The sequence below is a fragment of the Brevibacillus laterosporus genome (assembly GCA_007833815.1).
GTDB classification, from domain to species: domain Bacteria; phylum Bacillota; class Bacilli; order Brevibacillales; family Brevibacillaceae; genus Brevibacillus_B; species Brevibacillus_B laterosporus_D.
Genome location: CP033464.1, coordinates 1,497,501 through 1,523,173 on the forward strand (window position 1 = coordinate 1,497,501; position 25,673 = coordinate 1,523,173).

The following is a 25,673-nucleotide window of genomic DNA, read 5'->3' on the forward strand; positions in this document are numbered from 1 at the left end:
GAGCTGTCGTTGGGATACCACCCTTGATGTACGGAGTTTCTAACTTGCCGCCCTTATCGGGTGGAAGGACCATGCCAGGTGGGCAGTTTGACTGGGGCGGTCGCCTCCTAAAGAGTAACGGAGGCGCCCAAAGGTTCCCTCAGAATGGTCGGAAATCATTCGTAGAGTGTAAAGGCACAAGGGAGCTTGACTGCGAGACCTACAAGTCGAGCAGGGACGAAAGTCGGGCTTAGTGATCCGGTGGTTCCGCATGGAAGGGCCATCGCTCAACGGATAAAAGCTACCCTGGGGATAACAGGCTTATCTCCCCCAAGAGTCCACATCGACGGGGAGGTTTGGCACCTCGATGTCGGCTCATCGCATCCTGGGGCTGAAGTAGGTCCCAAGGGTTGGGCTGTTCGCCCATTAAAGCGGTACGCGAGCTGGGTTCAGAACGTCGTGAGACAGTTCGGTCCCTATCTGTCGCGGGCGTAGGAAGTTTGAGGAGAGCTGTCCTTAGTACGAGAGGACCGGGATGGACGCACCCCTGGTGCACCAGTTGTCACGCCAGTGGCACAGCTGGGTAGCTATGTGCGGACGGGATAAGCGCTGAAAGCATCTAAGCGTGAAGCCCCCTTCAAGATGAGACTTCCCATAGCGCAAGCTAGTAAGACCCCTCATAGACGATGAGGTTGATAGGTTCGGTGTGGAAGTGCAGTAATGCATGGAGCTGACGAATACTAATCGGTCGAGGACTTATCCACATTGCCTGTATGCTGACTTTCATTATCTAGTTTTGAAGGAACAAGTTTCTTTCAGAATGTTCCTCAGTAGCTCAATGGTGGAGCAACCGGCTGTTAACCGGTAGGTTGGCGGTTCGAGTCCGTCCTGAGGAGCCATTATACGGAGAGTTACCCAAGAGGCCGAAGGGGACGGTTTGCTAAACCGTTAGTATGCGTAAGCGTAGCGAGGGTTCGAATCCCTCACTCTCCGCCATATTGTTTTATCTAGATCCTGGCGGTGTAGCTCAGATGGCTAGAGCGTTCGGTTCATACCCGAAAGGTCGGGGGTTCGACCCCCTCCGCCGCTACCAGTCTTTCATAACTCCTGCGGTCGTGGTGGAATTGGCAGACACACCATCTTGAGGGGGTGGCGGGGCGACCCGTGCGAGTTCGAGTCTCGCCGACCGCACCATCTTGAGAACAATTAATTATATTGGCCCGTTGGTGAAGCGGTTTAACACAGCAGCCTTTCACGCTGTCATACAGGGGTTCGAATCCCCTACGGGTCACCATAGTACTTCGGAGGATTAGCTCAGCTGGGAGAGCATCTGCCTTACAAGCAGAGGGTCGGCGGTTCGATCCCGTCATCCTCCACCATTTTTATTTTCATATTGTCGCGGGGTGGAGCAGCTCGGTAGCTCGTCGGGCTCATAACCCGAAGGTCGCAGGTTCAAATCCTGTCCCCGCAACCAAATTTTGGAGCTGTGGTGAAGTTGGAGTTCACGCCGGTCTGTCACACCGGAGGTCGCGGGTTCGAGTCCCGTCAGCTCCGCCATTTAATTACTTGGTGGAATCAGGATTCTTTTATGTATTAAGGATCATAATTAGAGATATAATAAGGCTCGGTAGCTCAGTCGGTAGAGCAGAGGACTGAAAATCCTCGTGTCGGCGGTTCGATTCCGTCCCGAGCCACCATTATACATAATGCCGGTGTAGCTCAATTGGTAGAGCACCTGACTTGTAATCAGGGGGTTGTGGGTTCAAGTCCTATCGCCGGCACCATTTTTGGTGGGGTATAGCCAAGCGGTAAGGCAACGGACTTTGACTCCGTCACTCCCAGGTTCAAATCCTGGTACCCCAGCCATTAGTATGAGCCATTAGCTCAGTTGGTAGAGCATCTGACTTTTAATCAGAGGGTCGAAGGTTCGAGTCCTTCATGGCTCACCAGTTTCATATGCGGGTGTGGCGGAATTGGCAGACGCACCAGATTTAGGTTCTGGCGGGCGACCGTGGGGGTTCAAGTCCCTCCACCCGCACCACATTTTTTTAAGCAAGAAGCCGCAGAGATTGCAGGCTTTTTTTGTTTTATACATAAATTATTGTCACGTAAACTATGAGATAAGCGTCATATATAGAGTTACCTATAAAATAACTATTACAAGCGTATAGAAGCTTCGTCAACATTTTTGATGAAGCTTTTTTGTACTATCAGGATATATGCGGTCTTATTAAATATCCTATAAGCACAACTATGTTTTTATCAAAACTGATAACGTTGCTAATCGTTCCGCTTCCTTATTATAAAGAACACCATTGTCTGCCTTAAGATTATATTTGGCGCAGGAAATTTCATAGTGGGAACCGAATGTTTTAATCAATAACAATGTAAGTAAATACCTATATCTCACAGTATCTGCTAAAACTTAACACTTGTCCTTCCATATATCTTCCAGTAAGTTAATAGGAGTAAAATAGTTTTTATACTAAAGAGATTAAATTGTAACCAAAGGGGTTGTAAATATGAGTATGATCCAGGTGGATCGTCCCCATCATTCTATAGAGAATCTAATACTGAATATTGAAAAAGTCCTAATCGGTAAAAGAAAGATGATAGAACTAGGCTTGGTTGCTTTATTGGCAAAAGGTCATGTTTTGCTAGAGGATGTTCCGGGTGTAGGAAAAACAATGTTTGTTCGTGCATTAGCAAAATCAATTGGTGGAGAATTTAAAAGGATTCAGTTTACGCCTGACCTACTTCCAACTGATGTGACTGGTGTTTCTATTTATAATCAAAAAACAATGGAGTTTGAATTCCGTAAAGGGCCCTTGTTTGCAAATGTAGTGCTAGCTGATGAAATTAACCGTACCTCGCCAAAGACGCAATCTGCCCTACTAGAAGCGATGGAGGAGCATTCTGTGACGATTGATGGCTATACATATGCACTAAATCAACCATTCTTTGTTATGGCTACTCAGAATCCTCTGGAGTATGAAGGAACGTTCCCACTGCCAGAAGCACAGTTGGATCGCTTTTTGCTGCAACTTCATCTAGGGTATCCTACAGAAAAAGAAGAAATGGCTATTTTAACTCGTATGGGAGCGGTTCATCCTATAGAAAGTTTAACGGCTGTTATTAGTGTACAAGAAATTGCTCAATTACAATCTATGATCACTCAAATCAAAGTAACGGAATCATTGAAAGAGTATATCGTGAGGCTCTGTCAAAAAACACGGAACACCCCAAGTGTCTATCTGGGTATTAGCCCTCGAGGAACATTGGCTCTTTGTCGTGCTGCCCAAGCCTATGCGTTTATTCAAGGACGTGATTACGTTATTCCAGACGATGTGAAGGAGCTAGTACCTCCTATCTTTAGACATCGCCTAATCATGAAGCCAGAGGCACGTATGGACGGGGAAACGCCGGAACGTTTTATCAACCGGTTGTTGCAGGAGACACGAGTCCCTGTACATTGAGAGGACGGTGTCTAAATGAAACAGCGAAAATTTAATAAAGCTCTGTTAGCGCTATTGGTGCTGATATGCTATATATATGCACAGTTTCAAGGTGGATTCGTCAGTTGGTTTTTGTTTTATAGCATTTGTATACTCGGTATTTATGAAGGGTTAACATATTTGTTGATGTTTGCAACCCTAGAGGTTACGCGGGAGGTGGATCGCCAAAGGCTAAAAGATGGCGATGATGTTGTTGTTACATTAACTTTCCGTCGACGTTTCTGGTTCCCACTTGGCTGGAACTTAATTGTTGAGCCACTTCCCGATAAATTAGCTGGTTACTTTGAACCACATCAACAAGTTATTTTTCCAGGATTTAAAAAGGAACAAGTGATTCATTATTTAATTCCAGCAGTCCCTCGTGGACATTATCAGCTGAAAGAATGCATTTTGGTTGGTGGTGACTTTTTTGGTTTCTTACATCGGCAGAAAAAGATTGAGTTATTTAATGATTTTTTAGTTTACCCTAGCTATAAGCAAATTAGCCATTGGTCAGCAGGAGACGGACGTATCAGTGGTAATGTCCATGTTGCACATCTGCGTTCAGACGATGTAGCAGCTGTGAGAGGCGTCCGCGATTACCAGAGAGGGGATCGGTTAAGCCAGATTCATTGGAGAGCATCTGCTAGGGGCCACGGGCTTAAAACAAAAGAGTTTGAACATCAGGCGATGAATCAATTGATCTTCTTTCTGGATGTGCAAAAGCCTGTCTCAACTCAAATTCATCACCATATTTTTGAAACCAGTGTAAAACTAGCTGCCAGCCTCATTTACTATTCGAACATTAATTTGCATTCCTATGGGTTCGTAGCACGTGGAAAAGAGCGAATAGTTATTCCGCCAGCTATTTCACAAGAACACTTTTTTCGGGTATTTGATCAATTGGGGAGGATTCACTCTGATGGAGAAGATTCCTTTGCACGTGTTATAGGAAGAGAAACATTGGAATTTCCCAAAGGATATACTCTAGTGATGATTACCTCTTCGTTGACGAAAGACCTAGTGGTACATTTGGGGAATTTAGCTAGGTCTGGACGTAACATTCAGTTGTTCTGGGTGCACGATCATGTGATTCCGACTGTGGAGGAAAAGGAAGCACTAAAGCGATTAAGTGCTGTGAAAGTAATGTGTAAACCAATTCATGTGGATGAATATGAAGAGTTAAAACAGATAGGGGGTGCCTAAGATGTCAGGAGCATCCTTTTGGAAGCAAAAAAAAGGGCTGGAGTGGCTAGCTGCCCTGTTTTTGTTTTTGTTGTTACGCGAGTGGTTGTCGCCTCTACCTACTCTTTCTGATACTGGAAATATCAGTAGCTTTCTCTATCTGCTGGTGGGGATCGTATTGGTTGATATGACCTTCCGTAGTCATTTGCTGGGATTATTGATTAAAGGTATCCTTGCCCTTGTGATATTTCATGCCGAGTTTGTAGAGCTTTCTTTTTTTAATCCAGAGTGGCTGTTGGAAACGTTGCGAGCGGTTAGTGAAGATTTTACTAAGATATTTAGTCAAGATTGGGCAAATATGAGTATTATTTCAAGAAATCTGCTGTTTTTAAGCATGATTTTGATATTGGTTACCTTGCTAAATAATCTCGTGTTAGAACAAAGACAAGGCTTATGGTTTGTCTTTATCACCATTTCCTATCTTGCTGTGTTAGATACCTTTATGCCGTTTAATGGTAGTGGTGCGATTATGCGGACCTTGCTAATTGGCTTTATGCTAATTACGACTCTACATCTATCATCTATTCAAAAGGGTTTTACATATAGAGGACCTCAGTCTGCTATCTGGAAAACGCTGGTGGTTCCACTGATGATCATTTCGCTCGCAATAGGTGTAGGATACTCAGCACCGAAGGCAGATCCCACTTGGCCCGATCCGATTGGTTTTTTGCAAGGAAAGGCTGGAAAAGGTAAGAGCGACGTGATCCGTAAAGTGGGTTACGACACCAATGATAAGACGTTGGGTGGACCCTTTCAGCAGGATGACACCAAGGTATTTACGGTAACAACAAATGATAAATACTATTTGCGTGGCGATGCAAAGGATGTTTATACGGGTAAAGGTTGGATCAAAAGTGATAAACAACTGGAATCAATCGTACACCCTAAAAATTACATGTGGAGTGATACGCTGTTTTCAGGCTTGGAAACAAAAAAGGTCATGGCTGTTATGCAAGCTGAGGGAGAACAGCTACCAGCTATTTTTTATCCAGGACAGCTTAAGGGTATTGAAGAGTTAAATCCAGGAAATGTGACGTTAACTTATGACACGATTTCTCAAGGTGTTTTAACCTTTAATGGGGCTATGCAAAAGGATTCAAATAGTCGCACGTTTATTGAAAGAGACGATAGCATCTTGATTCCGACCCCAGTTGAACAGTACATGGATCATTATCAGCTACAAGCAGAGATTCCAGTGATTAGTGAAAAGAAAATTATTATGGCGGGTACCGATTATCCTAGAGATATTCAAGAACGGTATTTGCAGCTGCCTAATGCTCTCCCTGATCGCATAAAGAATCTAGCTGAAAAAATTACGGAAACGTCAACAAATCCTTACGACAAGGCAAGAGCGATAGAAAATTATTTGCGTACAGAAGGAAGATATCGCTATGAAACGAAAGATGTCACGATGCCTAGGGAAGGACAAGATTTTGTAGATCAATTTCTATTTGAAACAATGAAGGGATATTGCGATCATTTTTCGACTTCTATGGTGGTAATGCTCCGATCAATTGATATCCCTGCACGTTGGGTAAAAGGGTTTGCTCCAGGCCAAGAAATTAGCCGGGACGCCAACAACAACATTACGATGGAAGTAAGAAATAGGGATGCTCATTCTTGGGTAGAAGTCTACTTCCCAGGTAGCGGTTGGATTCCGTTTGAAGCAACAGCTTCTTTTACCTCTCCTTTGCGTGTAAATTACGATCGTTTTTCTAATGAGTCAAGTGAGGTAAATATACCTGCTTCCACAGAGGATAAAGAAGTGAACAAACCCAAACAACTTGATCGACTTGAGGATGAGGACGTTCCTGTAGCTAAAAAGAGTGTAGCATTCTCATGGGTATGGTTATTGCCGATTGGTTTTTTTATCATAGTGGGAGCATGGTTTTTGTGGAAAAAACGTCAACAGATGTATTTGTGGTGGCTACAACGCAAAATGACACAATACGCTCAGGATGATTTTCCACGTAGATTTACGTTAGTTCTAACGATATTTGAAAAAATGGTTTCGCCTCGACATTCTGGTGAAACATTGCGAGAATATGTGAATCGTTTGCAAATTAGCGGAGATAAGCGCCAAGATCTACTTTATTTAACAACTATCTATGAAAAAACGCTTTATGGCTTGAAGGAAATGGAAGAGAAAGCAAAATCGTTATGGCAGCAGACCATTGAGCGATTAATACGCCAAATGAAACCTTGATCATTTCCCCATCATCTGCTAGAATTTTTGACAATATGATACTTTGATAGCAGTAAGCAGGAGAAACGCCACTGCCTCTTTTTTGAATGACAACGTTAAAGACAGGGACATTTGCCCATAGAAGATGTCAGACGATTTCATCTACGGGTATGTGGCCTGTCTTTTTGATGGATTTGGAGAATTTTATTCTTCATACCAAAAAAGAGAAAGGGAGATAATATCTTCAAGGAACGTTTTGGACATGTCTACTGAGTGTACAAGTATACAAGGTTAAGGGAGGATCTTTCCGTGGAAAAGCCGTTGGAATTAGTGGTAGTAATAGACTTTGGGGGGCAATATAACCAATTGATCGCAAGACGTGTACGTGATTTGGGCGTATACAGTGAGTTGATGCCTTTCAATACGCCTGTGGAAAAAATTAAGGAGCTGAATCCAAAAGGGATTATTTTCTCTGGTGGACCAGCTAGTGTATATGAAGAAGGGGCACCACAAATTGACCCAGCGATTTTTGACCTAGGTGTGCCTATCTTGGGTATTTGCTATGGGATGCAATTAATGTCCCAAACATTGAAGGGTAAAGTAGAACGCGCTGGTAAACGTGAATACGGAAAAGCGGAAATACGTCTTGAAAACCAACATGGTTTGTACAGTAACTGGGAATCTTCTGAAGTAGTATGGATGAGCCATACAGATAAAGTAGTAGAACTACCAGAAGGATTCGTTATTGACGCAGTGAGCGACTCTTGCCCGATTGCTGCTATCAGTCATCCAGAGCGCAATCTATATGGTGTGCAGTTCCATCCAGAAGTTCGTCATACCGTAAAAGGACATGAATTTGTAAGTAACTTCTTGTTTAATATTTGCAAATGCACGGGCGACTGGAGCATGACTACATTTATTGAGGACGAAATCAGAGAGATTCGCGAAACCGTTGGAAATAAAAACGTATTGTGTGCATTGAGCGGTGGGGTTGATTCCTCTGTAGTAGCAGCTCTAATTCATCGCGCGATTGGTGATCAATTAACTTGTATGTTTGTTGATCATGGTTTGTTGCGTAAAGGTGAAGCGGAAAGTGTAATGGAAACGTTCGTAGGCAAATTTGATATGAAAGTAATCAAAATTGATGCGCGTGAACGCTTCTTGAACAAATTAAAAGGTGTAACTGATCCAGAACAAAAACGTAAGATCATTGGTAACGAATTCATTTACGTGTTTGATGAAGAGGCTGCTAAGCTTACGGATATGGACTTCCTAGCTCAAGGTACACTTTATACGGACATTGTTGAGAGTGGAACAGCTACGGCTCAAACTATTAAATCTCACCACAATGTAGGCGGTCTACCAGAAGACATGAACTTTAAGCTAATCGAGCCTTTAGATACATTGTTCAAAGATGAAGTACGTAAACTAGGTAAAGAGCTAGGTCTTCCTGATGCAATCGTTTGGAGACAGCCTTTCCCAGGTCCTGGTCTTGGTATTCGTGTTTTAGGTGAGATTACAGAAGATAAGTTAGAAATTGTTCGTGAATCTGATGCTATCTTGCGTGAAGAGATTCAAAAAGCTGGATTGGATCGCGAAATTTGGCAATACTTCACTGCTTTGCCTGACATGAAGAGCGTGGGGGTAATGGGTGATGCTCGTACGTACTCTTACACAGTAGGAATTCGTGCAGTAACTTCCATCGATGGAATGACAGCCGACTGGGCTCGTATTCCATGGGATGTATTGGAGAAAATTTCTGTACGTATTGTTAATGAAGTAGACAATGTAAACCGTATTGTGTACGATGTTACTTCCAAACCACCAGCAACTATTGAGTGGGAATAATAAATACGTATAATTTATGTTAAATTAGTATAAACGTTCGTGTTTTGTATTGACAGCGTGCGATGTTCTTGTTAAACTTTCGTTGTGTGGCTGAAGTTCGAGTTTTTATTCGGATTTTCGACTGATAACGACTTGTTTGGCGGGAATTATCGCACGTTTTTATGTTTTTACCGAATGTTATTTGTCATTATTCGAACAAAACTTGTCTTTTCAGCAAATATTACTTGATACAGGTTACTATTAGGAGGGACAAAGGGTGCGTAAGTATTTTGAGTTTGATCGACATGGCACCACGTATCGTCGAGAGATTATTGCTGGTCTAACAACCTTCTTGGCAATGGCATATATTTTGGCCGTAAATCCAAACATTTTAAGTGGGGCAGGTTTGCCACCAGAACTACAGGCAAAATTCCCTCCGCATGATGCCGTGTTTACTGCTACTGCACTTGCTGCGGCTATTGGTACACTTATCATGGGTGTTGTCGGGAAGTTACCGATAGGTCAAGCACCAGGTATGGGATTGAATGCATTCTTCGCCTTTACAGCAGTTCTGACCATGCAGATTCCTTGGCAACAAGCCTTGGCTGGTGTATTTGTTTCTTGTACCTTGTTCCTGATCTTGTCTTTAACGGGTATTCGTTCGCAGATAATTGATGCGATCCCGCAAAATTTAAAGAATGCTACGACAGCGGGGATCGGTTTGTTTATTGCTTTTATGGGTCTGAAAAATGCAGGTATTATCGTAGATTCTCCAGCTACCATGGTAACAATGGGGCACTTAAGCTTTAAAGAAGGTATGGATGCTGTACAAATTCTTACAGTAAAAAATGCATTATTAGCTGTCTTTGGATTGTTGGTTACGGGGATTTTATTAGCAAGACGCATTCACGCTGGGGTATTTTTCGGAATGTTGATTACAGCGGTTGCGGGGATGATTTTTGGAGTGGTAGAACTACCTACACAAGTGATATCTTCTCCTCCTAGTTTGGCTCCGACTCTTGGCGTTGCCTTACCTTATCTATTAGACCCAAGTGTTATTTTTTCTCAAGGCATGTTCATTGTTGTTTTCACATTCCTATTTGTGGATTTCTTTGATACAACGGGTACATTGCTTGGAGTATGTAATCAAGCAGGATTGTTAAAAGACGGTAAACTGGAGCGTCCTGGATCAGCGCTTGCTTCTGATGCTGTTGCTGGTATGGCTGGTGCGCTGTTAGGTACTTCTACAACAACAAGCTATATTGAATCTACAGCAGGTGTTGCTGCAGGCGGTAGAACTGGTTTTACAGCGGTTGTCATTGGATTTATGTTCCTGCTGTCGCTGTTCTTCTTCCCACTGCTGGCTGTTATTACTCCCGCTGTTACAGCACCCGCTTTGATTATTGTTGGTGTGTTGATGGCTAGTAGCTTGCGTAACATTGAATGGGATAAATTAGAAGAATCCTTGCCAGCCTTCCTTACGATGCTGATGATGCCTCTATCTTCTAGCATTGCAGCTGGTATTGCTTGTGGATTCATTTTCTATCCAGTCACAAAAGCATTTAAAGGTCAAGCACGTGAAGTACACCCAGCAATGTATGTACTATTCGTCGTTTTTCTGGTTTACTTCATTTGGTTCCGTGAATAGGTTGTTTTTGGAATATCACTAGATTATCACCATGAAAAGGTCATCTTGATCTGTCTTCTTTTGAGACAGGTCAGAAGGCTTTTTCTTTTTATATATGATAGTAAGGTAAAGGGGAATGAAAATCTAATATTGAAACTAAAATGTTCGTGTTTTATTGACGTTTTATGTTTTATTTTGTTAAACTGAACCTGGAATGATATGAAAGACGGAAAATAACGAAAATGGAAGATCAAGGGGGAAGTTGCGTGGTTGCACCGGTTGTGGGAGTTATCATGGGAAGTACTTCTGATTGGGAAACGATGAAAGAAGCCTGCCAAATTCTAGAGGAGATACGAATTCCGTATGAAAAGCAGGTAGTTTCTGCTCATCGAACGCCTGATCTCATGTTTGAGTATGCTGAGACCGCTAAAGAAAGAGGTCTGAAGGTGATTATTGCTGGAGCAGGTGGAGCGGCTCATCTTCCGGGCATGATAGCGGCTAAGACAATTCTTCCTGTCATCGGTGTACCAGTGAAATCAGCTGCTTTAAACGGGTTAGATTCTCTGTTGTCTATCGTGCAGATGCCGGGTGGTGTTCCGGTTGCTACCGTAGCAATTGGTAAGGCTGGGGCTACGAATGCTGGTTTGTTAGCCGCCCAAATCATTGGGACGTATGACGAAAAGATAAGTCAGCGCTTAACAGAACGAAGAGAAGCAACTCGAAAAAAGGTTATGGAAGAGAGCGATTTGCCTCATGAATAAAAAAAAGCAGATCAAACCAGGAGGTACCATTGGTCTATTAGGCGGGGGACAACTAGGGAGAATGATTGCACTTGCTGGAAGAGCAATGGGGTATCGGTTTGTGGTGCTGGATCCTACAGAAGATTCACCATGCGGTCAAGTCAGCGATCAGCAGATAGTTGCCAGCTACGACGATCAACAGGCGGCTCGACAATTGGCACGGCTCAGTGATGTGATTACGTATGAATTTGAGAATGTAGATGCTGGTGTAGCAGCGATTTTAGAAAAGGAAGCTTTTGTTCCACAAGGAAGTAAGCTACTAAGCATCACACAACATCGCATTCGTGAAAAGACTGCGATTCAAGCATGTGGCTTGCCCGTAGCGCCATTTAGGGTTGTAGCTTCAGCAGAAGAGGTGAGAGCGGCTGCTGTGGAGTTAGGCTTGCCTGCTGTTATGAAAACAGCAACAGGAGGCTACGACGGAAAGGGACAATGGGTATTACGCTCGCTTGAAGAAATAGAAGAAGCGTTTGCGTGTCTTGCTAAAGCTAAGACTGAGCTAATCGTAGAAAAGTTTGTTCCCTTTACTAAGGAGCTATCTGTAATAGTAGCTCGTAATTTATCAGGGGAAGTCGCTGCCTTTCCTATAGCTGAAAATATTCATCTAGAAAACATTTTGCACCAAAGTATTGTTCCAGCTCGGATTGAGATAGAGATTCAACAGCGAGCAGAGAGATTGGCCATTACGTTGGCAGAAAAGCTAGAAATGGTTGGGTTACTTGCTGTGGAAATGTTTCTTACGGAAGATGGGGAGCTTTATATAAATGAAATGGCTCCGCGGCCGCACAATTCTGGTCATTATACAATGGATGCCTGTTTGACCTCGCAATTTGAGCAGCACGTTCGAGCGATCAGTAACTTACCACTTGGATCTACGAAGTTGCTTAGTCCGGTCGTTATGGTTAATATTTTAGGTGGGCATGTCGCACCTTTACTCAAAAAGATAGATCAACTACCCAAGAAAGCTAAATTGCATTTGTACGGGAAACAAGAGGCAAAAGAAAAACGCAAAATGGGTCATATAAATCTTGTTTCCGAATCCGTAGAAGAAGCACTACAGCAGGCAGATAAACTTGGAATATGGTCAATAAATGGAGGAATGAAGTAATGATTGAACGTTATACAAGGCCAGAAATGCGCGAAATCTGGACAGAAGAAAATAAATATAAGGCATGGTTGGAAGTAGAAATTCTAGCTTGTGAAGCATGGGCGGAGTTAGGCGTTATTCCAAAAGAGGATGTTGAAAAGCTATGGAAGAATGCTAGTTTTGATGTAAACCGTATCTATGAAATAGAACAAGAGACGCGTCATGACGTGGTAGCTTTTACGCGTGCCGTATCGGAAACTATGGAGGGCGATGAAAAAAAATGGGTACACTATGGCTTAACATCTACTGATGTAGTAGATACAGCACTTGGTTACCTTATTCGCCAAGCAAACGAAATTATTGAAAAGGATATTGTTGATTTTATTGAAGTCTTAAAGGAGAAGGCTATTGAACATAAAAATACGGTCATGATGGGTCGGACACATGGTGTGCATGCTGAGCCAACTACTTTTGGTCTGAAAGTAGCACTATGGTATGAAGAGATGAAACGTAACCTGGCAAGATTCCGTTCTGCACGTGTAGAAGTGGAAGCGGGTAAAATGTCAGGGGCAGTTGGGACGTATGCTAACATTGATCCATATGTAGAGCAACATGTATGTAAAAAGCTTGGTCTGACAGCGGCTCCTATCTCGACACAAACGTTGCAACGTGATCGTCATGCAGAGTACATGGCTACGCTTGCGTTGATCGCTACTTCTTTGGACAAATTTGCTACTGAAATCCGGGGATTACAAAAGAGTGAGATTCGGGAAGTGGAAGAGGCATTTGCAAAAGGGCAGAAGGGTTCGTCGGCGATGCCACATAAACGTAACCCGATTGGTTCTGAGAATATCTCTGGTCTTTCACGTGTTATCCGTGGTCATATGATGTCTGCTTATGAGAATGTACCACTTTGGCATGAGCGCGATATCTCGCATTCTTCTGTAGAACGTGTTATTTTACCGGATGCGACACAGCTGCTTAACTATATGTTGCGTCGCTTCATGAACATCGTGAAGAACCTAACGGTGTTCCCTGAGAACATGAAGCGCAACATGGAGCGTACGTTTGGACTGATTTATTCTCAACAAGTGCTACTCAAATTAATTGATAAAGGCTTGAGCCGTGAAAAAGCATATGACACCGTACAACCACGTGCGATGCAAGCATGGGAAGAGCAACGTTCATTTAAAGAGATTATCAGCGAGGATGAAACAGTGAAGCAATTGCTGACCTCAGAAGAGCTAGAAGCTTGCTTCGACTATCGTTATCATTTAAAGCATGTGGATACTATTTTTGTGCGTTTGGGATTAGTTGAGGGTAAGTGAATGAAAAATTAGTTTTGCCCGCTTGATAGGTAATATAGGCAGTATAGGGGCTCTGCCCCTATACTCCTTTTTTTAATCTGAGAACATAATAAAAAAAGGAGCGCTCCCGCTCCAAAACTTGTATTTTGTATCATTTCAGGAATGTGTTTTTTCTTGGTGAATAATTGAAATGAAACATGTATTAGAAACCTAATTCCTGAATGTTGTTTACCTTTAAACCTTGACTAACCCCGTTAGCAGTTTTTAACTTATCGTTATTTTTAATAAATTTCCCTTGATAGACTCCTTTAATTACATAGGCATTTTCAGCAACTGGTCCTTCATACTTTTCTAAGAAGACAATAGCTGTGTCTTTTTCTTTTAATACTTCATTTCCTTCGAAAGTATATTCTACACCATCTTTAAATCCTCCAGTTTCGAGAATCTCTAAAGTGTCTCCTTCTTTGAAGTCCCCTTTGTAAACCTTTTGTAATTTACTTTCACTAAGGGTAAATATCACATTACGGTATTCAAAACCTTCATCTTTCATTATTTCGACTTCTGCAATTACTTCAGAACTTTCTTTCAGATCATCAATACTATCAAAATTCTCTTGAACATCACCACTAAGGTTAACCACTTTCTTGCTAGTATTAGTAGTTACTTGAGAAATTTTATGTGATTGGTTAGATTGAGCTGTTTCTGTATGATTTGAACTATATAGCAGATATCCACCCGAAAATAATATGGCTGTTGTAATGAAGGGAAGAATAATTTTTCTTTTATCCATCAAAATTTCATTCCTCTCAAACTTTTATTGTAATAAAGTCTGTTACTTATAAATAGATTTAATACCAGCTATGTCATCAGAACCTGGCTCGTTTACTTTTCTGCCACCAGCACTTGTGCACATTATTTGTTTTTTATTAGTTACATGGTCTAATCCAAGGACATGACCCAATTCATGACCTAAAACACCTTGAATATCAAAAGCGCTCATACTATCCATATAGTAAGAGTTTGGATTAATAGAAGCTGTCTGAATGTAATAAGATCCCTTATAAGGAGTCACAGATGTTTCTGCGTTCCAACCCGTTTTACCATAGTTCTCCTCACCATATATGAAGGTTCTACTCTTTTTTGTATCTTTCCCGAATGCAATATATTTTTCTACAGCATTATTCCATGATGAGAGAGCACCTTTAAGACCATCTACATAGTCAGATCCTAAATCATTGGCATAATTGTATCTAACTAGATCACTTTCCCACTCATATCCTGTGGTTTCGTAAGCAAAGGCTGTATTTGCAATAGTTAAACTAACCAATAGAACTAGAGATCCAAATGTAATTTTATGAATGTTCACAGTTAAATATCCTCCTACGATCTTGTAATTAACTTTGGAAAATCTAACTTAATACAATTTTAAAATATTAAAACCCCCTAATCCTTTTTCAAGACATCATGAATTAATGAATTTTTATTTATAGAATAACCGTTTAAATAAATATATGTAAATTTCAAAATATACACATATTATAAAATACAATAAATTGAATAACAAGATTTTTTTGTAAAAACATCTCTCATCGGTAAACTTGATTAATCTTTTATGGGAGTTATCATAGAAAGCCTGTTTATTAACACATTCTATGAAAGTCTATTGGTCAGAAAAATCTAGCTATGGAAGTTCTTTAAAAAATACTTTCCATGTAATCACTTTCCAGTGGATATAACATGCAAAATGGCGTGTAAAAACTGATGTCAGTTTACACGCCATTTTGCATGTTATATATCTATTAAGCTTGTCATTACACCAAATTCTCAGGATTCAATCCTTTTAGTTCTGGCAAGACGAATATACCATCTTTACGGATCAATACATCATCGAACCAGATTTCGCCGCCACCATATTCAGGACGTTGGATTTGCACCAAATCCCAGTGGATAGAAGAGCGGTTACCATTGTCAGCGATATCGTAGGCATTACCAGGTGTAAAGTGGAAGCTTCCTGCGATTTTTTCATCGAATAAGATGTCGCCCATTGGCTGTAAGATATGCGGGTTAAATCCAATTGCAAATTCACCGATATAACGGGCACCTTCATCTGTATCTAAAATCGTATTTAGCAATGCTGTATTACTACTTGTAGCTTCAACAATTTTACCTTCTTTAAACGTAAGCTTCACGTCTGTAAAGGTTGTACTATGGTAGTTGGTTTTTGCATTGTAATAGACAGTACCTTCTACGGAATCACGCACAGGAGAAGTGTAGCACTCGCCATCAGGAATATTTGCTTTACCATCGCATTTGATAGTTGGTATTCCTTTAATAGAGAATCGTAGATCAGTTTGTGGACCTACAATGCGTACACGATCTGTTTTGTTCATCAATTCAACTAGCGGGTCCATTGCTTTAGACATTTTGGCATAGTCCAGGTTGCAGACTGAGAAGTAGAAGTCTTCAAAACCTTCTAAGCTCATATTAGCAGCTTGTGCCATTGCTTTGTTTGGATAACGAAGCACGACCCAACGTTTGTTAGGAACACGCTCTTTGAGATGAACGGTACTGTAATATACACGAGAATAAAGCCCCATTTTTTCTTCTGGAATATCAGAGTACTCGTTTACATTTTCATAGGCGCGCACTCCAATGTACGCGTCCATATCTTCCATGCGAGCTAGTTCATGTTTAGCAAAGAGCGCCATGTGTTCTTCGCTAGAGCCCATAATCATGGAGCGCATGATTTCCTGATCTTTTACAGTGACAACAGGAAGAGCCCCTACTGCAAAAGCTTCACGAACCAGTGCTTTTACCAAAGCGGGTTGTAACCCGATATTTTCGATTAAGACTTTTTCCCCTTTTTGTAAATTCAGAGAGTAGTGTATTAATCGGCTTGCAAGTTCATTAATGCGTGAATCCATGCTTCAACACCTCTTTGTATAATATGTATGACATGAATATATAATCAAAGATGAGTCATTCCTAGAAGCAAGCCTCATAGATGTGAAGGACGTCATCAACTGATAACGCTCTTGTACTTGGAATGTGGTCTACGCCCCCACCGGTACGAATCGCTTCGTGAGCCAGACGTGGCAGATCCTCACGAGAAATACCAAAGTCGGACAGGCGCTGAGTAATTCCCATCTGTTGATACCAATTAGCAACGGATTGAATGGTAGCTTGTGCGGCCTCGTGATCAGATTCGGCTGTCACTTGGAAACACTGACGTCCTAAGCGTGCCAGTCTCTCAGGGCGATCTATCGCTACAAACTGTTCGAAATATGGCAAGGAGAGGATAGCAAGTCCACGACCATGGGAGATATCGAAATGTCCGCTTAAAGAATGTTCGATCTTGTGTAGTGGATACCCTGCATTTCTGCCCGCACGTGCAAACGGGGAAATACCAAGCGTGCTTGCCCACAATAACGTGGAGCGCGCTTCTTCGTTATGGGGTTCATCTATAGCAACAGTTGAATACTGAACGACTAAACGAATTAATGCTTCTGTGACACCATCTTGTACATGAGCGTTATTAGGACCGACCAAATACTCTTCAAATAAATGCGAAAAGATATCTGCGGAAGACTCAGCTGTAACCCGCGCCGGCACCGTGTAGGTTAGAGATGGATCAAGGATAGCTACTTTAGGAAATAGGGCTGGGCCTGAGAAGGAGCTTTTTTCATGGGTCTCCCAATGAGTTAGCACGGTGATATTGTTAGCTTCAGAACCTGTAGCAGCTACTGTGGGAATCGTCATTAATGGCAAAGCTTCAATTACAGGGACCAGTTCTTTTGCTGTGTTCTGAGGATTACCACGCAAATATTCATAACTAGATCGACCCGACAGAGCTACGGTAGCGATTGCTTTAGCTGCATCCATGACAGAACCTCCACCAAGCGCAATGACAAAATCACATTTCGTTTCGCGGGCAAGCTGTCCACCGCGGTCTACCGTGCAAGTGCGTGGATTTGGTTCCACCTGATCAAATAATTGGTAAGGTAGCTTTGCATCTTGTAGTAACTTTTCTACCTTTGTTAATAGTCCTGTTGTTTTGGCTGATTGTCCGCCTGTTACCAACAAAGCTTTTGTTCCCAATGCTCGTGCCTCTGTACCAACACGCGCAAGCTCACCAACTCCGAAGTAGATGTGAGTAGGAAATTGAACCTGGAAAGGGTACATGGTACCATCGCCTCTTTTCATTAGAAAACAGTTTCGTGTCCGAAAGAAAATCCGAACATAAATCGTGTCTATATTGTACCACAATGGCTTTTTTGCAATCGAAGAAGAAGTGTAATCATTAAAATACGAACAATTGTCGAATATATACTGTATAATATTCGTTGATTATCCGTTTAATTTATGTTTTAATCAAAGTGAAGATGATTTGTTGACTAAAACACGCATAAAGCTTGTAGCGGGAGGAGAATTTTTCTTGGAAAAGCGCGAGCAGCTATATGAAGGAAAAGCAAAGCAGGTTTATCTTACTTCAGAACCAGATGTGTATTGGGTGGCTTACAAGGATGACGCCACTGCCTTTAATGGCGAGAAGAAGGGGACAATTTTTAATAAGGGTAGATGGAATAATCAGATTAGCGCGATTTTGTTTAAGGCGTTAACTGAAAAAGGCATTGCCAATCATTTTATCCGCCTGTTATCTGAAACGGAGCAATTGGTTAAAAAGGTCGACATTATCCCGTTAGAAGTGGTTGTGCGTAACATTGCTGCCGGGTCCTTAGCCAAGCGTTTGGGTTGGGCTGAGGGCGTAGAATTAGATGAACCCATCATAGAATTTTATTACAAAAGTGATGAACTGGGAGATCCGCTCATTAACAACGATCACATTGCCATTTTAAAAATTGCCACAGAACAAGAAGTAGCGGTAATTCGAGATACGGCTTTGCAAGTGAATGATTTTTTACAAGCATATATGCGTGCAAGAGATGTGCTTGTCGTTGATTTTAAATTAGAATTCGGTCGTACATCGGATGGAGAGGTACTGTTAGCAGACGAGATATCGCCGGATACCTGCCGTTTCTGGGATGCAGAGACGATGGAAAAGCTGGACAAGGATCGTTTTCGCCGTAACTTAGGAAACGTAGAAGAGGCCTATCAAGAAATGCTGAAACGATTGGGAGGAGAAGTTCATGTGTAAAGCTGTTATCTATGTCACCTTGCGTGAGAGCGTACTGGACCCTCAAGGTCATGCGGTACAGGGAGCTCTTCACACATTAGGCTTTCAACAAGTAAAAGATGCTCGCATCGGAAAATATATCGAATTAACGCTAGATACAAAAGATCGACAAGTAGCTGAAGAGCAAGTGAAAGAAATGTGCGAAAAGCTGTTGGCTAATACCGTCATTGAAGAATACCGCTACGAGCTAGTAGAACTGGTGGAGGGATAAGATGAGAGTAGCTGTTATCGTATTTCCCGGTTCCAATGCAGATGTGGATATGTATAACGCCGTAGAAGATTGCATGCAGGTGCCTGTTGATTACGTGTGGCACTCAGAAACAGATTTGTCAGCTTACGACGTAATTCTTTTACCAGGAGGATTCTCCTACGGGGATTACTTGCGCTGTGGTGCAGTAGCTCGTTTCTCCCCGGTTATGGAGCAAGTGGTCAAAGCGGCACAGGAAGGTAAATTAATTATGGGGGTATGCAACGGTTTTCAAATCCTGCTAGAAACAGGATTGTTACCGGGAGCTATGTTGCGTAATACGTCACTTACTTATCGCTGTAAATTGTCCACATTACGTGTGGAAAATAATCAGACTCCTTTTACAAACGCGTTTGCCAAAGGGGAACGAATTGAAATCCCGATTGCTCACGGAGAGGGTAACTATTTCTGTGAGGAGAAAACGTTACGAAACATGCAACAGAACGGACAGATTGTATTTCGCTACGATGGAGAGAATCCAAACGGCTCCTTGGATGATATTGCAGGGATTACGAATGAACGCGGAAATGTACTTGGCATGATGCCACATCCAGAACGTGCCGTGCATAGCTGGATGACATCAGCCGACGGTCGTACCATGTTTACCTCAATTCTGACTGCCTGGAGGGAAAAAAACGGTGTCACAACTTACGCATAACGAACCATCAGCTACCCGTATTGCAGAAGAGCGTCTATACCGTGAACTAGGTTTAACCGATGGAGAATATCAAAGCGTCGTCCGCTTGCTAGAGAGACAGCCGAACTGGACAGAGATTGGTCTGTATAGCGTAATGTGGTCTGAGCATTGTTCTTATAAAAATTCCAAACCGGTGCTTCGCCGTTTTCCGACCAAAGGCCCACGTGTATTGCAGGGACCAGGTGAAGGTGCGGGTATTGTTGATATCGGTGATAATCAAGCCGTTGTTTTTAAAATCGAGAGTCATAATCATCCATCAGCTATTGAGCCTTATCAAGGGGCAGCAACGGGTGTAGGTGGTATTATTCGAGACGTATTCTCGATGGGAGCTCGTCCGGTAGCGTTGTTGAACTCCTTACGTTTCGGGGAATTAAAAACACCTCGGGTTACTTATTTGTTTAAAAATGTTGTGGCTGGAATCGCAGGTTACGGAAACTGTATTGGAATTCCTACTGTAGGGGGCGAGATCAGTTTTGATCCGACCTATGAAGGTAATCCACTTGTAAATGCCATGTGTGTGGGATTGATTGATCATGACAAGATTCAAAAAGGTGTAGCTAAAGGAATTGGTAACCCTGTCATTTATGTGGGAGCGAGCACTGGTCGAGATGGCATTCATGGAGCTACATTTGCATCGGAAGAGCTGAGTGAAGAGTCAGAGAAAAAACGTCCTGCCGTGCAAGTTGGCGATCCTTTTATGGAAAAATTGTTATTAGAAGCATGCTTAGAGTTAATTGAGACAGGTGCGGTAACAGGCATTCAAGATATGGGAGCAGCGGGACTTACCTCATCGAGCGCAGAAATGGCTTCCAAAGCGGGTAACGGGATTGAAATGAATTTAGATTTAGTACCTCAACGTGAAAAAGGCATGAGTGCTTATGAAATGATGCTGTCTGAATCACAAGAGCGCATGTTGGTAGTAGTAGAAAAAGGCAGAGAATCAGAAGTTCAGGCCATTTTTGAAAAATGGGGTCTCTATTCCGCAGAAATTGGGCGTGTAACTGATGATGGCATGTTGCGCTTGCTGCATCATGGGGAATTAGTTGCAAATGTTCCAGTAGATAGCTTGGCAGAAGATGCACCTGTATATCATAAGCCATCAAAGGTACCTGCTTATTATGAACAGAATGCAAATGTAGATTCTACAGACTTGGATATTCCTGCTGATCTAAATCAGACACTTGTTGAATTGCTGTCACAGCCGACGATTGCCAACAAAGCGTGGGTATATGAACAATATGATCACATTGTTCGTGCTTCAACTGCTGTAACACCAGGTTCTGACGCGGCGGTCGTGATGATTCGCGGAACTCGTAAGGCTTTGGCTATGAGTACGGATTGCAATGGCCGGTATGTTTACCTTGACCCAGAAGTTGGTGGAGCAATAGCGGTTGCCGAGTCTGCACGTAATGTGGTTTGTTCGGGAGCTGAGCCATTAGCTATCACTGATTGTTTGAACTTTGGGAATCCAGAAAAACCAGAGGTCTTCTGGCAATTTGAAAAAGCGGTAGACGGTATGAGTGCTGCCTGTAACGCACTGTCTACACCTGTTATTGGGGGAAATGTTTCGCTCTATAACGAACGTAGTGGTGAGGCAATTTATCCAACACCGGTAGTAGGAATGGTTGGTCTCATTACGGATGTGGACCATATTACGACACAAGATTTTAAACAAGAGGGAGACATCATTCTGTTGATAGGAGAAACTTGTGCAGAAGTAGGTGGATCTGAGTATCAAAAGCTACTGACAGGTACAATCTCTGGTCGTCCTCCACAAATTAATTTGGAAAAAGAAGCAAGTGTTCAAAAAGTAGTTCTGTCTGCGATTCGCGCAGGATATGTACAATCGGCTCATGACTTGGCAGAGGGTGGATTGGCTGTAGCTATTGCTGAGAGTTGTTTTGGGAAAGCGATTGGCGCAACGATTGAACTATCTGATGACTTACGTGCTGATCTAGCACTATTTAGTGAGTCACAATCACGTATTCTAGTAAGTACAACTCAAGACCATGTTAACCAGATTAAACGGTTAGCAGAAGAACAGGGAGTAGCCTGCCAAGTACTTGGTACAACAGGATTGGATCAATTGGTTATCACACATCAAGGCAAAGAAATCGTGAACGCACCACTTACTCGCCTAAAATCAGCATGGAAGGATGCGATACCATGTTTGATCCAATAATCTGGGATAAGCTAAATGAAGAGTGCGGTGTTTTTGGAATATACAATCACAAGGAGGCAGCCCCGCTTACATATATGGGGCTGCATGCTCTCCAGCACCGTGGCCAGGAAAGCGCTGGGATTTGTTCCTCTGATGGAGAAAAATGGTATAAGCATCGTGGGATGGGATTGGTAAGTGAAGCATTTGGCAAAGGAGAACTAGCTAAGTTTCAAGGGCATCTAGCCATTGGACACACACGTTATACTACACAAGGATCAAGTAAGATTGAGAATGCACAACCGCTGTTTTTTAATTATGCACAAGGTAGTATGGCAGTAGCTCACAATGGGAATCTAGTAAACGCAGGTGTTATCCGCAAAGAGCTGGAGAAAAAAGGCTCTATTTTTCAAACAACCAGCGATACAGAAGTGATTGCGCATCTTATTGCCCGTTCATCGAAAAAGGATTTACCTTCCGCTGTCAAGGAAGCCTTGCAAGAGATTAAAGGTGCATATGCCCTCTTGGTAATGAACGAGGACCAGTTAATCGTGGCACTTGATCCGAATGGATTACGACCACTATCGCTTGGCACATTGGGGGATGCAATCGTGGTTGCTTCAGAAACCTGTGCCTTTGATATCGTGGGAGGTTCTTACTGGCGTGAGATCGAACCAGGTGAGTTATTGGTTATTGATCAGCATGGTATCCAATCCCACCGATTTGCACCGAAAATAAATCGTACGCTTTGTACTTTTGAATATATTTACTTTGCTCGACCGGATAGCGACATTGATGGTATTAATGTACACATGGCTCGTAAACGACTAGGAATACAATTGGCTTATGAAGCGCCAGCAGAAGGCGATGTAGTAATTGGTGTGCCAGATTCAAGTACGTCAGCAGCGATTGGTTTTGCTGAAGCGACAGGTATTCCATATGAGATTGGTTTTATTAAAAACCGATATGTTGGTCGCACCTTCATTCAGCCTTCTCAAGAATTGCGCGAGCGCGGAGTACACATGAAACTGTCGGTAGTTCGCAAAGTTGTAGAAGGTAAGCGTGTGATCATGATTGATGATTCAATCGTGCGAGGAACGACTAGTAGCCGCATTGTACAAATGCTACGAGATGCGGGAGCTACTGAAGTACATGTTCGAATCAGTTCTCCACCAGTGAAAAATCCGTGTTTTTATGGAATCGATACATCATCTTTTGATGAATTAATCGCTTCTAATAAATCGGTTGAAGAGATTCGTAGCTACATTGGTGCTGATTCTCTTATCTTCATGACACCACAAGGCATGATTGATGCAATTGGGCGTATAGACAGTAATAACGCACCAGATCGAGGGCACTGTCTGGCTTGCTTTACAGGGAATTACCCGACAGAGGTTAACTTTGAAGAAGCCTTACCAATCACGAAATGCTAGAAGGGAGCGATTGCAGATGAGTCAAGCATATAAAGAAGCTGGTGTCGACATCGCTGCCGGTAATGAAGCGGTTGAGCGAATGAAAAAGCATGTTACACGTACGCTTCGACCTGAAGTGATGAGTGGACTAGGTGGATTTGGTGCCTTGTTTCGCTTAAATGTAGCAGAGTACAAACAGCCCGTGCTCGTATCTGGAACTGATGGAGTTGGGACTAAGTTAAAGCTCGCTTTTCATATGGATCAACATGATACAATCGGTGTTGATGCAGTAGCAATGTGTGTCAATGATGTTGTGGTGCAGGGTGCAGAGCCTTTATTTTTCCTGGATTATGTTGCGTGTGACAAGGTAATCCCTACTAAGATGGAATCCATTATTAAGGGGATTGCGGACGGCTGTGAGCAAGCAGGCTGTGCCCTTATTGGTGGCGAAACGGCAGAAATGCCTGGTATGTATGCAGATGGCGAGTATGATATCGCGGGCTTTACGGTAGGTGTTGTTGAGGAATCGAAAATGATTGACGGCAGTAAGATCCAAGCGGGAGACGTTCTGATCGGTATTTCTTCTAGTGGTGTTCACAGCAATGGATTTTCTTTGGTACGAAAAGTATTGTTGCAAGATGCTGGCTTCTCTTTGCATGAACATGTAGAAGGCCTTGAAAAAAAGCTGGGTGAAGAATTACTCACTCCCACAAAGATTTATGTCAAACCGATTATATCCTTGTTAAAACAGATAGAAGTAAAAGGAATGGCACATATTACAGGGGGTGGATTCACGGAGAACATTCCGCGGATGCTTCCTGAGGGGATGCAAGCTTCTATTACGTTAGGCAGTTGGCCTGTATTACCGATTTTCGAATTGATTGAAAAGACAGGAAATATCAGTCAGCAGGATATGTTCCTTACCTTTAACATGGGGATTGGAATGGTGCTTGCAGTGGCTAAGAAAGATGCTAGGAACGTATTAGAAATGCTCCAGGTGGCAGGAGAAAAAGCCTACCCGATTGGTGTTGTGCAACAAGGAGATCGAGGGGTTGTGTATGTGGAGGAGGCGCACCGATGAGGATAGCGGTGTTTGCTTCGGGGAGTGGTTCTAATTTTGAAACAATCGTGCAAGCAACTCGAGATGGACGTCTTCCTTCATTAGAGGTAGCCTTGCTAGTGTGCGATCAGGCTAAAGCATATGCGATTGAGCGAGCAGAGCGTTTAGGAATCCCTGTTTTCTTGTTTTCAGCCAAAGAGTATTCGTCTAAGGATGCATTTGAACAAGAGATTCTAGCTCAATTGAAGCACCTAAAAATTGATTTTATTGTACTAGCTGGTTACATGCGCTTGATAGGGAACGTGTTGCTTACAGGTTATCAGGGTCGCATGATTAACCTGCATCCATCTCTATTACCAGCATTCCCAGGTAAAAACGCTATTAGGCAAGCTTGGGAGTATGGGGTAAAAGTGATGGGCGTTACTGTTCATTATGTGGATGAAGGGATGGACACAGGTCCCATCATTGACCAGGAAGTCGTCTTTGTTCATGAGAAAGATACGAAAGAGAGCTTGGAACAAAAGATACACGCAGTAGAGCACCAGCTGTTAATTCGTGTACTACAACATATTAGCAAAACAGCACAGATAGATGTGGAAGGCAACGGACATCTAATCTAGCTAGCGGAGCATCTCGGTATGTCAACATATTTATAGCGTTCTCCTTCAGAATGGAGGAAGCGCTTTTTTGCATTAACCTCGTATAGTGTTGTTTTTAGCAACACCTAAACAAGCCACTCAAAAGATTCTTTTCACGAGTTTCCCACTCACCAACTGCTTGCTTTTTTCATACGATAAAGCAAGTGGGCACGCACACAAGGAGGCGAACGACTGAAAATGGCGGATATCGTATCCAATTTGCTGAGCAAGCTTAGTGAGCGAACAGGCAGAGAGTGGAGCATTCATGACATATATCGTTTGGCGCAAAAGCTACCTGAAGTAAATAGTCAAAATATAAATTCAGTGCTAAATGAGATATCTGACATGGGCTTGAACGTGTCCCAAGAGGCACGGGATCAGGTCATGAATAAGGTGAAAAACAAGGATTATACGGGAATTAAAAATCAAGTGCTACAACAACCTGTGGAAGAAGAACCTGCTGAATGTAGTAGACCTAACAAAACAAACAAAACGAGTAAAAAAAGTAAAACAGGCAAAGTGAATAAAACGAGTAAAAAAAGTAAAACAGGCAAAGTGAATAAAGCGAGTAAAAAAAACAAAGGGGGGCTGTTAAGGTTTCTTTGCATAAAAGTGGAAGGGAAAGGTCAGGTAGCCTCTATAATAGTATAAAAAGGCTAAGTAGCAAAAAGCGAAAAAAGAAGCGTGTCTAACATAAGAAAACCGTACAGCCCACT

General features: G+C 42.5%; 19 protein-coding genes, 13 tRNA genes, 1 rRNA gene and 1 pseudogene (1 of these 34 only partly in view). 30 read left to right on the top strand and 4 right to left on the bottom strand.

Annotated features, from left to right (window positions below; all coding sequences use genetic code 11):
* From EEL30_08575 to purB, 22 genes are all read left to right on the top strand, one after another.
* Positions 1-744 (top strand): 23S ribosomal RNA (locus EEL30_08575); it begins 2,189 nt to the left of the window's first position.
* Between the two features lie 59 nt (positions 745-803).
* Positions 804-878: transfer RNA gene (locus EEL30_08580), tRNA-Asn, on the top strand.
* Positions 879-884: 6 nt separating this feature from the next.
* Positions 885-975: transfer RNA gene (locus EEL30_08585), tRNA-Ser, on the top strand.
* 20 nt (positions 976-995) lie between these two features.
* Positions 996-1,072: transfer RNA gene (locus EEL30_08590), tRNA-Met, on the top strand.
* Between the two features lie 16 nt (positions 1,073-1,088).
* Positions 1,089-1,173: transfer RNA gene (locus EEL30_08595), tRNA-Leu, on the top strand.
* A gap of 23 nt (positions 1,174-1,196) precedes the next feature.
* A tRNA-Glu gene (locus tag EEL30_08600) sits at positions 1,197-1,273 on the top strand.
* Between the two features lie 9 nt (positions 1,274-1,282).
* Positions 1,283-1,358: transfer RNA gene (locus EEL30_08605), tRNA-Val, on the top strand.
* Positions 1,359-1,376: 18 nt separating this feature from the next.
* Positions 1,377-1,453: transfer RNA gene (locus EEL30_08610), tRNA-Met, on the top strand.
* A 6-nt stretch (positions 1,454-1,459) separates the two neighbouring features.
* A tRNA-Asp gene (locus EEL30_08615) sits at positions 1,460-1,536 on the top strand.
* A gap of 64 nt (positions 1,537-1,600) precedes the next feature.
* Positions 1,601-1,676: transfer RNA gene (locus EEL30_08620), tRNA-Phe, on the top strand.
* A gap of 11 nt (positions 1,677-1,687) precedes the next feature.
* Positions 1,688-1,763: transfer RNA gene (locus tag EEL30_08625), tRNA-Thr, on the top strand.
* A gap of 7 nt (positions 1,764-1,770) precedes the next feature.
* A tRNA-Gln gene (locus EEL30_08630) sits at positions 1,771-1,845 on the top strand.
* Positions 1,846-1,852: 7 nt separating this feature from the next.
* Positions 1,853-1,928 (top strand) — tRNA-Lys (locus EEL30_08635).
* A gap of 9 nt (positions 1,929-1,937) precedes the next feature.
* Positions 1,938-2,020, top strand: a tRNA-Leu gene (locus EEL30_08640).
* Positions 2,021-2,501: 481 nt separating this feature from the next.
* Positions 2,502-3,455 (top strand): MoxR family ATPase, encoded by a 954-nt coding sequence (locus EEL30_08645; protein QDX92389.1) that lies wholly within the window; start codon positions 2,502-2,504, stop codon positions 3,453-3,455.
* 15 nt (positions 3,456-3,470) lie between these two features.
* Positions 3,471-4,679 (top strand): DUF58 domain-containing protein, encoded by a 1,209-nt coding sequence (locus EEL30_08650; GenBank protein QDX92390.1) that lies wholly within the window; start codon positions 3,471-3,473, stop codon positions 4,677-4,679.
* Between the two features lies 1 nt (position 4,680).
* On the top strand, positions 4,681-6,924 hold the full coding sequence (locus EEL30_08655) for a DUF4129 domain-containing protein (protein QDX92391.1): 2,244 nt from the start codon (positions 4,681-4,683) through the stop codon (positions 6,922-6,924).
* Positions 6,925-7,212: 288 nt separating this feature from the next.
* Entirely contained in the window at positions 7,213-8,751 is a 1,539-nt protein-coding gene (locus EEL30_08660; GenBank protein QDX92392.1) for a glutamine-hydrolyzing GMP synthase, read from the top strand.
* Between the two features lie 256 nt (positions 8,752-9,007).
* Positions 9,008-10,378, top strand: a complete 1,371-nt coding sequence (locus EEL30_08665) for an NCS2 family permease (GenBank protein ID QDX92393.1) — start codon at positions 9,008-9,010, stop codon at positions 10,376-10,378.
* Positions 10,379-10,599: 221 nt separating this feature from the next.
* A complete protein-coding gene (gene purE / locus EEL30_08670) occupies positions 10,600-11,118 on the top strand; it encodes a 5-(carboxyamino)imidazole ribonucleotide mutase (GenBank protein ID QDX92394.1) in 519 nt (172 codons plus the stop codon).
* On the top strand, positions 11,111-12,265 hold the full coding sequence (purK, locus tag EEL30_08675) for a 5-(carboxyamino)imidazole ribonucleotide synthase (protein ID QDX92395.1): 1,155 nt from the start codon (positions 11,111-11,113) through the stop codon (positions 12,263-12,265). The genes purE and purK overlap by 8 nt, the downstream gene beginning before the upstream one ends.
* Positions 12,265-13,572 (top strand): adenylosuccinate lyase, encoded by a 1,308-nt coding sequence (gene purB / locus EEL30_08680; GenBank protein ID QDX92396.1) that lies wholly within the window; start codon positions 12,265-12,267, stop codon positions 13,570-13,572. Before purK ends, purB begins: the two co-directional genes overlap by 1 nt.
* Positions 13,573-13,753: 181 nt before the next feature.
* On the opposite strand, the gene EEL30_08685 is transcribed toward purB, so the two are convergent.
* The 4 genes from EEL30_08685 to EEL30_08700 form a co-directional block, all read right to left on the bottom strand.
* Positions 13,754-14,341: a hypothetical protein gene (locus EEL30_08685; GenBank protein ID QDX92397.1), complete on the bottom strand. Its 588-nt coding sequence runs from the start codon at positions 14,339-14,341 to the stop codon at positions 13,754-13,756.
* Positions 14,342-14,383: 42 nt separating this feature from the next.
* Complete coding sequence (locus EEL30_08690; GenBank protein QDX92398.1) at positions 14,384-14,938, bottom strand: hypothetical protein; 555 nt, start codon at positions 14,936-14,938, stop codon at positions 14,384-14,386.
* Positions 14,939-15,362: 424 nt separating this feature from the next.
* The gene (locus EEL30_08695; protein QDX92399.1) at positions 15,363-16,475 is read right to left on the bottom strand and encodes an aminopeptidase; all 1,113 of its coding nucleotides are present in this window, start codon (positions 16,473-16,475) and stop codon (positions 15,363-15,365) included.
* 61 nt (positions 16,476-16,536) lie between these two features.
* On the bottom strand, positions 16,537-17,733 hold the full coding sequence (locus EEL30_08700) for an iron-containing alcohol dehydrogenase (GenBank protein ID QDX92400.1): 1,197 nt from the start codon (positions 17,731-17,733) through the stop codon (positions 16,537-16,539).
* A 253-nt stretch (positions 17,734-17,986) separates the two neighbouring features.
* On the opposite strand from EEL30_08700, the gene EEL30_08705 reads away from it, so the two are divergent.
* The 8 genes and pseudogenes from EEL30_08705 (at position 17,987) to EEL30_08740 (ending at position 25,649) form a co-directional block, all read left to right on the top strand.
* The gene (locus EEL30_08705; protein ID QDX92401.1) at positions 17,987-18,706 is read left to right on the top strand and encodes a phosphoribosylaminoimidazolesuccinocarboxamide synthase; all 720 of its coding nucleotides are present in this window, start codon (positions 17,987-17,989) and stop codon (positions 18,704-18,706) included.
* Positions 18,699-18,956: a phosphoribosylformylglycinamidine synthase subunit PurS gene (gene purS, locus EEL30_08710; protein QDX92402.1), complete on the top strand. Its 258-nt coding sequence runs from the start codon at positions 18,699-18,701 to the stop codon at positions 18,954-18,956. Before EEL30_08705 ends, purS begins: the two co-directional genes overlap by 8 nt.
* Position 18,957: 1 nt before the next feature.
* Positions 18,958-19,650 carry a phosphoribosylformylglycinamidine synthase subunit PurQ gene (gene purQ, locus EEL30_08715; protein ID QDX92403.1) on the top strand — a complete coding sequence of 231 codons (693 nt, stop codon included), beginning with the start codon at positions 18,958-18,960 and terminating at the stop codon, positions 19,648-19,650.
* A complete protein-coding gene (purL, locus tag EEL30_08720) occupies positions 19,631-21,871 on the top strand; it encodes a phosphoribosylformylglycinamidine synthase subunit PurL (protein ID QDX92404.1) in 2,241 nt (746 codons plus the stop codon). Before purQ ends, purL begins: the two co-directional genes overlap by 20 nt.
* Positions 21,856-23,280, top strand: coding sequence for an amidophosphoribosyltransferase (locus tag EEL30_08725; GenBank protein ID QDX92405.1), 1,425 nt, complete (start codon positions 21,856-21,858; stop codon positions 23,278-23,280). The genes purL and EEL30_08725 overlap by 16 nt, the downstream gene beginning before the upstream one ends.
* A gap of 16 nt (positions 23,281-23,296) precedes the next feature.
* Positions 23,297-24,340, top strand: coding sequence for a phosphoribosylformylglycinamidine cyclo-ligase (locus tag EEL30_08730; protein ID QDX92406.1), 1,044 nt, complete (start codon positions 23,297-23,299; stop codon positions 24,338-24,340).
* A complete protein-coding gene (purN, locus tag EEL30_08735; protein QDX92407.1) occupies positions 24,337-24,939 on the top strand; it encodes a phosphoribosylglycinamide formyltransferase in 603 nt (200 codons plus the stop codon). Before EEL30_08730 ends, purN begins: the two co-directional genes overlap by 4 nt.
* Before the next feature lie 216 nt (positions 24,940-25,155).
* Positions 25,156-25,649 (top strand): annotated as a pseudogene (locus EEL30_08740) (hypothetical protein).
* Positions 25,650-25,673: the final 24 nt, after the last annotated feature.